The following is a 13,012-nucleotide window of genomic DNA, read 5'->3' as shown; positions in this document are numbered from 1 at the left end:
AGGGATCTTATGAAGTGGATTGAGATTACAATAAAAACTACTACGGAAGCAGTTGAAGCAGTTACAAGTATTCTTTATGAGTCTGAAGTAGGTGGAGTAGTAATAGAAGATCCAAATGATTTTTTATTTCAAGAAAAAGATGATGCGGCTTGGGATTATATAGAAGAAAATGTATTTGATACAGGATATGAAGGAGTTATAATAAAAGCCTATCTTTCAGAAGAAAAAAATGTTATTGCAGAAGTTGAAATGATCAGAGAAAAAATAAAATTACTTCCAAGTTATGGACTAGATATAGGAGAAGGAAGCGTAAATATAACCGAAGTTAATGAAGAAGATTGGGCTAATTCTTGGAAACAATATTACAAGCCTAGTAAAGTAGGAGAGAAAATAGTTGTAAAGCCTACTTGGGAAGATTATGATAAAAGAAAAGGTGAAATAGTAATAGAACTTGATCCAGGAATGGCATTTGGAACGGGAACTCATGAAACTACTACAATGTGTATAAGGGAATTGGAAAAGAGAGTAAATGAAGAAGCTACTGTATTTGATATCGGATGTGGAAGTGGAATATTATCTATTGCAGCTGCAAAGCTTAACGCATCTAAAGTTATAGGAGTAGATCTTGACCCTGTTGCAGTTAAAGTTTCAAAAGAAAATGTAGTATTAAATAAAGTTGAAGATGTAGTAGAAGTAAGACATGGGAACTTAATGGAAGTAGTTAAAGAAAAATCAGATATAGTAGTTGCAAATATAATAGCTGATATAATAATGATTTTATCAAAGGATGTAGGTAAATTTTTAAATAGTAATGGATTATTCATATCATCTGGTATAATATTAGAAAAAATAGAAGATGTTAAAGCTGCTCTTTTAGAAAATAAATTTGAAATATTAGATGTTAAAACTATGGGAGAGTGGGCAGTAATTGTATCTAAAAAGGGTGAGTAATAGTGGATAGATTTTTTGTTGATTCTAAAAATATAGATTTAGATAAAGGTCAGTGCTTTATAGAAGGTGAAGATGTAAAACATATCTCTAGAGTATTAAGATGTAATATAGGAGATAAATTAGAAATATGTGACGGAAACAATAATGAATACATATGCGAAATAAGTAATATTACTAAAAAGCAGGTTTTTTTTAATATAGCACAAAAAATTAATATAAATAGAGAATCTAATATAAAAGTAAAAATTTATCAAGGGCTTCCAAAGGGACAGAAGATGGATTTGATACTTCAAAAATCAACTGAAGTTGGAGTAAGTGAAATAATTCCTGTTATAACTAAAAGAAGTGTTGCAAAAATTGATGGTAAAAAAGATAAAAAGATAGAAAGATGGGAAAGAATAATATATGAAGCAGCAAAACAAAGTAAAAGAGGAATTATTCCTAAAGTAAAAGGGCCTTTAACTTTTGAAGAGGCCCTTTTAGACATGAAAAATAATGATTTAAATTTAGTTCCTTATGAAAAAGAAGATTCAAAATCTATAAAAAATGTTTTAAAGGGTGTAAATATTAATTCAATAGGGATTTTTATAGGTCCAGAAGGTGGATTTGAAGAAGAAGAAATTCATGAACTTAAAAATATAGGAGGAATTTCTGTAAGTTTAGGACCTAGGATTTTAAGAACAGAAACAGCATCTATAGTTGTATCTTCTATAGTACTGTATGAACTTTCTGATTTAAAAGGAGATGAGTAGTTTGAAAAAAGTAGCATTTTACACCCTAGGATGACCGAAAGTTAAAGTAAATATGATTGCTCCTATACCTTGATACATAAGGCTTTGAGTAAATGGCAAAAAGACCACTAATTTTGATTAAGTGGTCTTTTTTTCTTTCAAAAAGTATCTAGTTGCAACGGAATTTCCTTTTTTCTCAACAATTCCTCTATCAACAAATTCTTTGAGGATAGAACCAGCACCAGTGCGCCCCATTCCTATAAGGTCCTCAACCTCTTTTCTTGATACTGATTCGTGTTCTTTAAGGTACTGTATAAGTATTGGCTCATAAGAACGATAAAGAAACTTTTGTTTTGGACGCATTTTCTGTTTTTCTTTAGCTTTATAAAGGAAATTATGAGTAATTCCATTTTGAAAAGTGATAGAATGTACTCTTTTATCAATGACAATAATTTTATCAATAACAGTTTGTATGAAATCTTGTATTAAAGTCTTATCAACAACCGCTAAAAGTTCTCTATAATCAATATTTCTTTTTCCGGAAAGATGTTTACTCATTAAAAAATTACTTGCTTTATTTAAGAAAGCAACATCGGTTGTTAATCTCATATCGGCATTTCTTCTATGGAGTTCTGAAAGTTTCTCATTTACTCTTTCGAGGTGCTGTGTTAGGTCACGTTTTTTGAATAAAAAGTCTTTATTGGACATAGCTTCATCGGAAAATAGGAATAAATCTTCAAGTCGCTTCAATGCTTTTTCATACTTCAATTTTTCTTTCTTCAAAGATTCTAGTTCTAAGTTTTCGGCGGATTCCTCTTCATTGGAATTATTATAAGCTTTATCATCGAAACCAACAGCAAAGGCGATGTATGTTTCTTCAAGACCTTTTCTATCAATACATTCCACATCTACAAAAGATTTACCGCGCAAAAGTATTCTCTCAATATCGCGAAGAGAATGCTTTTGTGTAATTTTATTTTGCAAATTAATAAAGTTTGAAATATAGTTCAATACAAAAGGCATTAATGTTATATCACTAACAAAATTATTGCAATTACGGGTATTCTCTGTAAAATGATTTGAATAACAAGTATATCTTGATGGTCTGTAACCGTCTTTTCTCGCTCTGTCAAGCCCTGCATTCATGCCTAAACCGCATTTGCCACAAAATAATATTTTTGAAAATATATGAGTGTTGGTGTTAGCTCTTTGAAATTCTCCGTTACCCTTATAATTATCAGATAACATTTTATTAACCTTCTCAAATTGCTCCTTTGAAACGAAACCCGGGTGATTATTTTCAACGACAACCCATTCTTTTTCATCCTTCCAACGCCTGTTAGGGCTATTCTTTACATTGTATCTGTAAGTACCTATATAAAACGGATTTCTCAATATATCATTTACGGTTTTAGAGGTCCACTTGCCACCACGTTTGGTTTTTACTTGCTCTGAATTTAATTGAAAAGCAACTTTAGAGGTAGAAGCTTTTTTCTCGTATAAGTCATATATATATTTAACCGTTCTTGCTTCCTCTTCATCTATTACAGGGAATTTTTTCTCTTTTGACCATTTATACCCCAGAGGAACAGTTGCACCATTCCATAACCCTTTTTCGGCTCGTGAAAGCATTATTGAGAAAACACGTTCAGCGGTCAACTTGCGTTCAAGTTCTGCGAATACTAGAATTATTTTCAACATGGCTTCACCCATGGCGGAAGAGGTGTCGAATTGCTCGTTTTTAGAAATAAAGGTTACGCCATAATCCTTTAATTCGTCATACATTTCGGTAAAGTCTTTCAGATTTCTTGAAATCCTATCAATTTTCCATACTAGCAAATGTGAAAATTCGTTATTCTTTATGCGTGACATCATTTCTTGGTATTTTGGTCTATCAGTATTTTTGGCGGAATACCCAGCGTCCTCAAATATTTCAAAATCATCAATACCCAACACGTATTTTGAGTAATTAGACAATTCTTGACGCTGGAAGGGTAAAGAATCTTTATCTATTTGATGTGATGTTGAAACTCTTATATACAAAGCGGCTTTTTTCAAGTACATAACTCCCTTCATAAAAATATAACCTCATGTTTATGCACGAGGTTTTGAGAAAATTTTAGACTTCAATATTTAATAAACGATGAATTTCTTTATGAACTTCCGGATTATTTCTATATTGTTTTATAACTAACTTTTCTATATCAGAATATTCATAGTCAGATTCTTCGCGAGTTGTAGAAATTTCATCAATTTTATTATTAGATTTTAAGTATTTTTGGCGCGCTTTAGAAATTTTAGAAACGACTTTTGGAAGTTTATCACCAGTAAAAACAGCAGTGCATTCAATTCCGTTAGCGTCATAATCAATCAAGAGATAATTTGTAACAACCTTTGTTTTCTTTTTTGCAGCTAAAGCAAAAATTCCAAGCGCAAGAACTCTCGTTAGAGTAACATCCTTGGATATCTGTTCATTGGTTTTCATGGAAATATTTTTAATATTATCATACGGTATAACAATACTTTTTGAAAATCCGCGAATAATTTTAATTGAATCCGGAAAAGCGACAATTTCTACAACGCCTGCTTTGGGAATTTCCGGAATACCTCCACAATAATTAACAGCCATCTTGAAACCTCCTAATCATTTTATTTTGCAGTTTAATGTTTTAACCCAAGCTTTCTTTTCGCTCGCCTAAAACTAATGATGTTCTCCCTTTTTTCTCCGCCTCTAATTCAAGACGGTATGCATTCAATTCTTTTTCGATTGAATCTTCTTCATTTTGGGACATATTCTGCTTTTTTTCTAACACATTCTCTTTGGTAACGGCAATTTCTTCATCGCTATTAATGGCTTTAGCGAGAGAATAGACATAATCTTTAATCACTTTTCTCTGTTCTTCTCCTAGTTTTAAATAACTTTCTATAATCTTTTTATCAAGTGAATCAAGATTATATTCGGTTGATAGTTTTGAAATAATAGTTGAATCATTTTCGATAAACATTTCCCCTTTTCCGAAACGAAGCCATTCTTCATTTACCTTAAATTCGCTACAAATAAGTTTTATTATCCTATCAGAAGGGGTTTTAACTGAATTTTTTTTGAAAAGTTTTGAAATATATGCTTGAGAAACCCCAATTTTATTTGCAAATTCAACTTGTTTAATATTTAAGGTATTGAATATCTTAATTATCCTTGCATTTACTTCGTTCATTTGTTCTTCACCTCCTTATTTTAACAAGTAAAGCATATCAAAAAAATATGACTAGGTCAAGAAAAAAGTATTGACAAACTTAACTTAGTCATATAAAATTATAACCAAGTTAAGTCTTGGAAGGAGGTAATAAAAAAGAAAACCCCGTACAAAAGCACGGGGCAAAAGAATTACTTACTTTGTAGAGCATTAACAATCTTATTGAATTTTTCAATAGAAATAGCACCATTTAGATAATATTCCTTGTAACGTTCAATTTCATTTTGGATATTATCTTTGAAAGCCTTGGAAGCTTTTCTATTGATTTTAGGTAAATCATCAAGAAAACCGAGTTCAAAAGCTAGACGATATATATGCTTGCACGGCAATTGTCTAGTTTCAAAATCATAACAAGTACAACTATTAAGAGTTGTATTGTAAGTTCCTCGAGAACCTATAATTTCAGCGGTTTTTTGCTCGAAATCCACATAAACATTTTCTGGTTTAATTCTCTGCATAAAAGCGATTCTTTTAATTTGTTCGCAGTATTCATGAATAGAGTTGTCCCAATTTCCAAAATTCATGGTATTGCCCCCTTTCTAATCTATATTTCAATCTGACAGGATTGATAAATATAGTATAGCAAAGGGAAAGGAAGAAATAAAGATATTCAGAAGCTGAGAGGAGGTGAGGGAAATGGACACTAAAGTAAAAATTATTTCTGACAACATTAAAGAAATAGCGATTGGATATACAGAAATTTTAAAAAGTAAGATTGAGATAGCCAAAGAGAAAGAGAGCAATTCCAACAATGAAATAAAAGAAATCAATGAAAACATTAAAATCTTAAATCACATTACTGGAATTGTTCAAAGAATGGAAAACATTAAATCTGATAAAGATAGTAAATCTCTAAAAGTAGTAAATTACTATACAAACTATGAAGATTAACATTTTCCCATTCGCTTAAATCTGTTGGGACATTATCAATATCACAAAGCATGTCCCATTCCGGACAACCGGTGCAATGGCAATAAACATTATCGGCAGAAGCTTGGGGATTGTCACAGGTCTCCCATACAATGCCATTGTAAATAGTGCCATATGCACGGTGTTCGGGCAAATACTTGATATAAATATTGCCAATAGGGCTTTTATAACGCCACATAAAAACACCCCCTTCCAATTAAATTATACACCATTAATTGGAAAGTAAAATATAGGAGGTATGAAAGTATGAAGCATGGCAAAAACCCAACTCGAGCGCAAAAGAAAAGAATAAAAGAGATGGGATTGAATTTTAAGAATTGGCTAGTGGTAAAAGATACACCAGACTTATTCCAAATAGTAAATAGAGTATCTGGAAATATAAGAACCAAAAATAAGAGATTAGAGGTCGGGAGATAAAAACAGAGGAGGGAGAGGGAGTGACTGCAAAAGAAAAGTTAGAGCAGGAAAGAAAAAGGTTACATCTATTAATTGAAAATGGTGGTTCTAAAGAAGAAATTCAAGAGCAATCAGAAATATTGGACCAGTGTATAACGGAATTTTATTTAATACAAAAAGGAGCGTGAAAAAATATGTTACAAGACAAGTCTATTTTGAAACAAAAGAAGATTGACGCAGAAGAATTTGTAAAAATTTTAAGCAAGTTATCAGAAGAGGACAAAGAAAAAATATTCTATATGGTAAAAGGAATTGAATTGGTGAGTGATTCAAAAAAGATGTTAATGGCGGCAGGAATATAGCCTGCCGCGGTGGCAAAGACAAATAACCAATCTTAAAGGGGGCGAATGAATTTGAGTAAACCAGACATCAATAAGGTGTGGAAAGCACTTGCGAAATATGGAATCAAAAGTGAAAAAGAATTAGACGAAGCTATAAAAAATATGAAACCCTTAAATATTGGGTGCATGGTATCACCCGTAAATAAAATATCTATATCAAGAGAAGCAAAGGGGGTGAAAGTTTGAGGAAAATACCCGAATACTGGCTCGATGTTCCAGGGTCTAAGAAATACCAAGTTTCTAATTACGGAAATTTTAGAAGAAAGCTTAAAAATGGAAAGGTTAAACCTATCAAGTCATATTTAAAAAAGAACAAATGGATGGTTGTAAAAGTGGATTTCAATGGGACATATAGAGAATATGAAGTTCATAAAATCGTTGCGGATGTATTTTTAGAGAAAAGAACTTCGACGAACATGGTTTTATATCACAAAAATGGAATTAAAGGAGAATCGGTATTGCTCGGATGGCGAGTTTTACTGGACAGACAACATTTACTGTAAGAATAAATGCAAGTTTAAATATGATGATTTGGTAAATTTAAAAGGCTTTAAAAGGAGATTTTAAAAAGATAGGTGATAAAAATGACTAACAAGGAATTGAAAGAAGCAATGATGTCAGAAGAAAGCATTATATTTGATGGAGCAGAGTACAAATGTATTTCGGCAATCATTTATCGAAAAAGCGGGAATAAAATCAAAATCCGAGCAGAATTAATGGACAAGAATGCGCACAGTGTAATAATAGTAAACCCGGACAAGGTAGAAAGAAAGCATATTCAAACATGACTAAACCAATTGTGCCAAACAAAAGGAAGAGAGTAAAGGTGCGCATATTAGAAAAATGGAAAATAATTACAAATACAATTAAATTGAACAATTTTGAAAGGACAAAAGAAAAACGCTTTGCACGCACCTTCCAACAATGAATGCAAAACGTTTTTCTTTGAACTATCGCCGTCTAAACAACGATGAAACTATAAATCCATTATAGCAGAATGGCGGCGAAAGTCAAGAAAACAGCGCTTGACACGGGCGCAATTCGGGCTTGTAATGGGTATTAACATTCCAACGAAAGAGTATTACCCAGATATAAAATATATAAAAATAATATCTAAAAGATTGTACTAATAAATGAGTATGTAAGCAAGAGAAAAAATATACCAAATACATTACTCGTATTTATTATTGACAAGTACAATAGGAGTTATTCATTACTGGGGGATAAATTTTAATATTTGAATAGAGTGAGTAGGAATGGTTTTAATACTCCTTATATCTAAAGTTGTATAACAAAAAGAGAAGGGAGAGAAAACCGTGAGAAGTTTCATGAGAGAAAAAAAAATATATTGCGGCAATAGATATTTGGAAGTTGATATTTTTCCATATTCACAAAATCAGAAAGATGTAAGCAGGAGAGGGAAGAGGGCAAAAAAACAGAAGGTCACAGAGCCAAAGCAAAGGAATCTGAACGATAAGAATGCAAGGAGATATTTGACACAGCTTGCAAATACAAATTTCAGTGAAGAGGATTTGCATGTTACAGCTACATACAAAGATAAGTACCTACCAGAAACAATAGAGGAAGCAGAAAAGGAAGTTGCGAATTACTTACGCCGTATAAAGTACAGAAGAGAAAAAGAGGGATTACCACCCTTGAAATACATACTTGTTACAGAATGCAGCACCGGGAAAGATGGAAAGAAGCCAGTGAGAATACATCACCATATATTCATAAATGGCGGACTTGACAGAGACACAGTTGAGGACCTATGGTGCAAAAGAAGAAAGAAAGGTCAAAAGAAGGGCGAAAGAATAGGATTTGTTAATGCGGACAGATTACAGCCAGATGAAAACGGGGTTGCCGCATTGTGTGCATACCTAACAAAGAACCCAAGTGGAAAAAAACGTTGGAGTTCATCGCAGAACCTAGAAAAGCCATGGAGTAGAAACAACGATTTCAAATACAGTCGCAGAGAAATTGAAAGAATAGCAAAGAATCCTCCGGGAATTGAGTATTGGGAAAGAAAATACGAGGGTTGGACACTTGCCAACAAAGACTATGCATTCCGTGTAGAGTACAACGAGTATACAGGGTGGTCCATATATTTGAAAATGTGTCGTAAAGAATGAAGGGAGCGTGAAAGAAATGTACGACCAAAGAAAAGTAATGCAGAGGTATCAAAACAGCGTGAACAATGCGCAAGGACATCATTTTGAAGCTTACATAAAAGCTGGGTGTAAGGTATATTGTGCAAATGGACAAGCAGAAGTGGGGAAAACGCCGGAGCCGTTCAGAGTGACAAAGAAACACAAAGACGGGACATTTACAGGTAGATTCACGTCACTTGCACAACCAGACTTTCAAGGGACTTTAAAAGGTGGACGCTCAATATGCTTTGAAGCAAAGTACACCAGAACAGACAGAATGAAAAGGAGTGTTTTGACAAGTACGCAGATGGAGAAGCTTGAATACCATGAAAAGCTTGGAGCAGTAGCGGGGGTATGCATTGGCATTCAAGACAAGTTTTTCTTTATTCCATGGAGTATTTGGCGGGATATGAAAGCACATTATGGGAGGCAATATGTAACCGCAGAAGATGTGGAGCAGTACCGAGTAAGATTCACAGGAGCGGTGTTGTTTCTGGATTACGTGCATGGAGAAAGTAAAAACAATCAAGAGGGGGCTATAAAATGACAATAGGAAACATAGTGGTAATTCTCTATTGGGTAATATTCACTATCAGAAGAGGAATTGAACCGAAAATCAATTTGAGAATACGTGCAAATGCATATGACATCAACAGGAGTGGTGGAAAGGAAAGGAAAGTAGTAGAATATTTGTATTATCCTCTACAAGTCGCAAAATGGCTTTTAAAGCTTGCAGGGTGGATTGAGAATATATTGCTTGTTGCACTCATTGCATGGCTTATATACTTCATAGGAGCGATAATGACAGGCAATATGGTTATGTTGGGTTATTCAGTATAAAAAGGGGAGGCGAAAAGAAAATGGCGGTAGACAAATGTATTACATGTGGCGATGTAGTTCCGGAAGGGTTACAGATATGTCCAGAATGCATGAGGAAATCCGGAGCAAATGAAAAAGAAATTGAAGCTGCAGAAGAATTGAGAGATATTGCAAATATATTAAGCATTACAGCAGGAACAGACGGAAACATTAGAGTTGCCATGGAAAGCATTTTAAACATTGCGAACAGATTAGAAAGGAGAAAACAAAGTGAAATATCAGCCGAAAATTATTAAATGCCGTTTAAAAACAGGCGGTAAAACAATTAATGAAATCAGAGAGCAGAATAAAGGTCAAGGACTTACATACAGAGATTTTGAAAATATACAGAAGGCATATGAAGAATTTGACGGCGTTGTACTTCTTTTATCTCTTTGGGACTATGACAATCACGAAAGTTATCATGTTTACGGGTGGGATGATGAAGTTGACGAAAAAATGATGATGGGAATTTATCATGCAGAACAAACACACCCATTTCCAAGATACAAAGGGAAAAAGGAAGAATTTATTGCAGATTGGAAAGCTGGAAAATATAACCCAGGTTGCCCGATGTGCTTTGAGAAAGAGGATGTTGAGGAATTAGAGGTTATCAGAGAAGAGGTGAAAAACATGATTAAATACATCAATAATCCTTTTGAAGATATTGTAAAAATAATGAACGACATAGACCCGAACATAAATGCAGATATACAGTTCAACCCAAGTTTAAAAGGAAAAGATTTTGGAGAATGCGGAATGGTTACATTTCCAGCGGACGACAGCACACCATTGATTGATATATCAACAAATATACCATTTGAAGCAATGATTGAAGTTTTGGCACATGAATTGGCTCATATAATTGCTGGCGAGGAATCAGAACATAACACTGAATGGAACAAAGCATTCCAAAAAATACAAATAGAGTGGCAATTAAAGCATGAAGATAATGGGGTTACAGTAGAGGTTGCGAAATACGAGAAAGGGACCGAAGATGGGTTTGAATATGAAGATGAATTGGAATGCATAGATATTTCAATAGGAATGTTTAAAGCAAGCGTTGTTGATGGTGTGAGACTATATCCATATGTTATAACTTCAAAAGGCAAGCGATATATAAGTGAGCAGGGGGAATAAAAATGCAAATAGCAACATTCAATGCAACGTGTCCTTTTGAAATAGGGGACAAGGTAAAAGAGGCTAATACAGGAGAAGTGAAGAGGATAACGGATATAGCTTGCGTTCATTATCTCAAAACCGGGAAAGTTGAATTTCGATATGAGTTAGATGGAAGCGGGAACTATATTCAAATACAACCATTATGCGACCCGAGAGACACCCAAAGTGTTACTTACCTAGAAAGAAATTTCGGTTTTAAGAATTTAAAATAATAGGAGGAAAAACAACGATGAAAACTATATCAATTATTAATTTAAAAGGTGGAGTGGCAAAAACTATTTCAGCAACAAATATTGCACATATACTTGCAGTTGTCCACAATAAACGTGTTCTTCTTGTGGATAATGATAAACAGGGAAATGCTTCAAAGATGTTTGGGTTACACAGTTATGATAAACCTAGCGTTGCAGAACTTATGACAACACACAATGTAAACCTTGATGAAATAATTGCGCATACACAATACGCGAATCTGGACCTTATACCAGCAAACATGACATTACTTAAAGCAAACCTTGAAGTAATGCTTGATACTACAAGACCGCAACAAACGCGATTCAAAACAGCGCTACGCTCTGTAGAGGATGAATATGACTATTGCATTATAGATAATGCCCCAGACATCAATATAAGCACCATAAACGCTCTTGTAGCTTCTGATGATATATTAATACCGATTAAGATTGACAAATTTGCTTTCGATGGTCTGGCAGAACTGAAAGAACAAATTGAGAATACCAAAGAGGACTTGAACCCGGGTTTATGTTTAAGAGGTTGCCTTGTTACATGTTATCAAAGAAACGAAGTTAATAAACAAGGGGAAGAGTGGTTAAAAACTCAAACAGAATATCCGGTATTTAATACGCATATACGCCGCACTGAAAAAGTGGACGAAAGCACTTTCGCAACAACTCCTATTATTGAATATTCAAGACGTTGTGGAGCGGCAAGAGATTATTTGAAGTTTGTTGAAGAATATTTAAGTAAATAAAAGTGTCCGATTCGGTCACAAAACGGAGGTGCGAAAATGGCAAAGTTCAATCTTAATTCATTATTAAGTGGAACATCATTGAATGGAGCGGCGGGAAAAGAGGGAGGAAGGAAGTCTAAAACATTAAAAGTGGTTTCAATCAGCGTGTTTGATTTAGAACCATCAAAAGAAAACTTCTATTCCGTGGAAGATATAGAGGAATTAAAAGATTCGATTGAAATGTTTGGAATAAAACAGAATTTAACAGTAAAGCAATTAGACAATGGAAAATATAAGGTTATAGCAGGACACCGCCGCCGCCTTGCTTCTCTTGCTTTAGTGAAAGAAGGTAAAAAGGAATTTGAATTTATTCCATGTGCTATTGAAACTGAACTGGACGAAATAAAAGAGCAACTATTGCTAATAACGACAAATGCAACAGCAAGACAGTTGACGGATTGGGAAAAGACACAACAAGCAGAAAGATTGAAAGAGTTACTAGAAAGATATAAGAAGAAAGAGAAGTTGCCGGGTAGAGTAAGAGAATTAGTTGCTAAAACATTAAAGACATCAGCGGCGCAAGTGGGCAGGATGGACAGTATATCGAAAAAGCTTTCGGAGGATTTCAAGGAAGAGTTTAAGGAACAGAAAATCAATATATCAACAGCATATGAAATTTCGACTTTACCAAAAGAAGCACAACAAGAAGTTTTTAAAAAATACATGGAAAAAGGTAATATATCAATAAACGATGTAAAAGAGAAAAAGGCAGAAATAAAAACAATAGCAGAAGAGAATAAAGAAAATGCAGAGCAGGAAGAGGACCAGAAGGAAGCGGCAGAAGAAACAATACAAGAAGAGGAAAAGAAAATAAAAACAGAGGGAGAGGGCAAGAAAGCAGAGGTTAAAAAAGAAATCCCAGAGCCTCAACCATTTCCCACGATATTTGAAATTATAAAAGGGATGAATATTTCAGAAATGGTGGAGTTTATATGCTGTAGATGTGATGGCGTAGGAAGGTTTTGTGATTATGCGTTTGAATGTAATCAAAGCGATATAGAGGAACGCCATGGAATATGTATGAAGTGGTTAAAAACCCAAGCACAGAAGAGAGGGTGAAAAAATGAAAACAACAAGGCGATTAATACCATTCAAATGGGTAAATAGACCGCCTTAACAATAATTAAAG

The 13,012-nt window shown here is 33.9% G+C and carries 21 protein-coding genes; 17 read left to right on the top strand and 4 right to left on the bottom strand.

Annotated elements, in window-relative coordinates:
* The first annotated feature begins 9 nt into the window (after window positions 1–9).
* Complete coding sequence (gene prmA, locus BUA77_RS03635; RefSeq protein WP_072887405.1) at window positions 10–951, top strand: 50S ribosomal protein L11 methyltransferase; 942 nt, start codon at window positions 10–12, stop codon at window positions 949–951.
* A 2-nt stretch (window positions 952–953) separates the two neighbouring features.
* Entirely contained in the window at window positions 954–1,703 is a 750-nt protein-coding gene (locus BUA77_RS03630) for a 16S rRNA (uracil(1498)-N(3))-methyltransferase (protein ID WP_072887403.1), read from the top strand.
* Window positions 1,704–1,820: 117 nt separating this feature from the next.
* On the opposite strand, the gene BUA77_RS03625 is transcribed toward BUA77_RS03630, so the two are convergent.
* The 4 genes from BUA77_RS03625 to BUA77_RS03610 all read right to left on the bottom strand — a co-directional run bounded on the left by BUA77_RS03625 (window position 1,821) and on the right by BUA77_RS03610 (window position 5,460).
* A complete protein-coding gene (locus BUA77_RS03625) occupies window positions 1,821–3,740 on the bottom strand; it encodes a recombinase family protein (protein WP_200773915.1) in 1,920 nt (639 codons plus the stop codon).
* A gap of 61 nt (window positions 3,741–3,801) precedes the next feature.
* Window positions 3,802–4,311, bottom strand: coding sequence for a hypothetical protein (locus BUA77_RS03620; RefSeq protein ID WP_072887399.1), 510 nt, complete (start codon window positions 4,309–4,311; stop codon window positions 3,802–3,804).
* Between the two features lie 40 nt (window positions 4,312–4,351).
* On the bottom strand, window positions 4,352–4,897 hold the full coding sequence (locus tag BUA77_RS03615) for a helix-turn-helix domain-containing protein (protein WP_072887397.1): 546 nt from the start codon (window positions 4,895–4,897) through the stop codon (window positions 4,352–4,354).
* A 170-nt stretch (window positions 4,898–5,067) separates the two neighbouring features.
* Window positions 5,068–5,460: an SWIM zinc finger family protein gene (locus BUA77_RS03610; protein WP_072887395.1), complete on the bottom strand. Its 393-nt coding sequence runs from the start codon at window positions 5,458–5,460 to the stop codon at window positions 5,068–5,070.
* A 112-nt stretch (window positions 5,461–5,572) separates the two neighbouring features.
* Between BUA77_RS03610 and BUA77_RS03605 the strand changes: the two genes are divergently transcribed.
* From BUA77_RS03605 to BUA77_RS03550, 15 genes are all read left to right on the top strand, one after another.
* Window positions 5,573–5,827, top strand: coding sequence for a hypothetical protein (locus tag BUA77_RS03605; RefSeq protein ID WP_072887393.1), 255 nt, complete (start codon window positions 5,573–5,575; stop codon window positions 5,825–5,827).
* A 285-nt stretch (window positions 5,828–6,112) separates the two neighbouring features.
* On the top strand, window positions 6,113–6,283 hold the full coding sequence (locus BUA77_RS14130) for a DUF6906 family protein (protein ID WP_200773914.1): 171 nt from the start codon (window positions 6,113–6,115) through the stop codon (window positions 6,281–6,283).
* A gap of 20 nt (window positions 6,284–6,303) precedes the next feature.
* On the top strand, window positions 6,304–6,450 hold the full coding sequence (locus tag BUA77_RS13715) for a hypothetical protein (RefSeq protein ID WP_159428941.1): 147 nt from the start codon (window positions 6,304–6,306) through the stop codon (window positions 6,448–6,450).
* A 6-nt stretch (window positions 6,451–6,456) separates the two neighbouring features.
* Entirely contained in the window at window positions 6,457–6,624 is a 168-nt protein-coding gene (locus tag BUA77_RS13710) for a hypothetical protein (protein WP_159428940.1), read from the top strand.
* Window positions 6,625–6,675: 51 nt separating this feature from the next.
* Entirely contained in the window at window positions 6,676–6,849 is a 174-nt protein-coding gene (locus tag BUA77_RS13705) for a hypothetical protein (protein ID WP_159428939.1), read from the top strand.
* Window positions 6,846–7,166: an NUMOD4 domain-containing protein gene (locus BUA77_RS03595; RefSeq protein ID WP_072887389.1), complete on the top strand. Its 321-nt coding sequence runs from the start codon at window positions 6,846–6,848 to the stop codon at window positions 7,164–7,166. The genes BUA77_RS13705 and BUA77_RS03595 overlap by 4 nt, the downstream gene beginning before the upstream one ends.
* Window positions 7,167–7,247: 81 nt before the next feature.
* A complete protein-coding gene (locus BUA77_RS03590; RefSeq protein ID WP_072722899.1) occupies window positions 7,248–7,451 on the top strand; it encodes a hypothetical protein in 204 nt (67 codons plus the stop codon).
* Window positions 7,452–7,979: 528 nt separating this feature from the next.
* Window positions 7,980–8,795, top strand: a complete 816-nt coding sequence (locus BUA77_RS03585; RefSeq protein WP_072887387.1) for a rolling circle replication-associated protein — start codon at window positions 7,980–7,982, stop codon at window positions 8,793–8,795.
* A 16-nt stretch (window positions 8,796–8,811) separates the two neighbouring features.
* Window positions 8,812–9,360: a Holliday junction resolvase RecU gene (locus BUA77_RS03580; protein ID WP_072887385.1), complete on the top strand. Its 549-nt coding sequence runs from the start codon at window positions 8,812–8,814 to the stop codon at window positions 9,358–9,360.
* Window positions 9,357–9,653, top strand: a complete 297-nt coding sequence (locus BUA77_RS03575; RefSeq protein ID WP_072887383.1) for a hypothetical protein — start codon at window positions 9,357–9,359, stop codon at window positions 9,651–9,653. Before BUA77_RS03580 ends, BUA77_RS03575 begins: the two co-directional genes overlap by 4 nt.
* A gap of 20 nt (window positions 9,654–9,673) precedes the next feature.
* Window positions 9,674–9,928 carry a hypothetical protein gene (locus BUA77_RS03570; RefSeq protein ID WP_072887381.1) on the top strand — a complete coding sequence of 85 codons (255 nt, stop codon included), beginning with the start codon at window positions 9,674–9,676 and terminating at the stop codon, window positions 9,926–9,928.
* Window positions 9,903–10,811, top strand: coding sequence for a M78 family metallopeptidase domain-containing protein (locus BUA77_RS03565; protein WP_072887379.1), 909 nt, complete (start codon window positions 9,903–9,905; stop codon window positions 10,809–10,811). The genes BUA77_RS03570 and BUA77_RS03565 overlap by 26 nt, the downstream gene beginning before the upstream one ends.
* Before the next feature lie 2 nt (window positions 10,812–10,813).
* A complete protein-coding gene (locus BUA77_RS03560; protein ID WP_072887377.1) occupies window positions 10,814–11,065 on the top strand; it encodes a hypothetical protein in 252 nt (83 codons plus the stop codon).
* A gap of 17 nt (window positions 11,066–11,082) precedes the next feature.
* Window positions 11,083–11,844, top strand: coding sequence for a ParA family protein (locus BUA77_RS03555; RefSeq protein WP_072887375.1), 762 nt, complete (start codon window positions 11,083–11,085; stop codon window positions 11,842–11,844).
* A 36-nt stretch (window positions 11,845–11,880) separates the two neighbouring features.
* Window positions 11,881–12,942 (top strand): ParB/RepB/Spo0J family partition protein, encoded by a 1,062-nt coding sequence (locus BUA77_RS03550; protein WP_072887373.1) that lies wholly within the window; start codon window positions 11,881–11,883, stop codon window positions 12,940–12,942.
* The last annotated feature ends 70 nt before the right edge of the window (window positions 12,943–13,012 follow it).

The organism is Tepidibacter formicigenes DSM 15518 (assembly GCF_900142235.1).
Lineage (GTDB): Bacteria > Bacillota > Clostridia > Peptostreptococcales > Peptostreptococcaceae > Tepidibacter > Tepidibacter formicigenes.
Note: the sequence above shows the minus strand (reverse complement) of the source record. Positions and strands in the feature narration are given on the sequence as shown.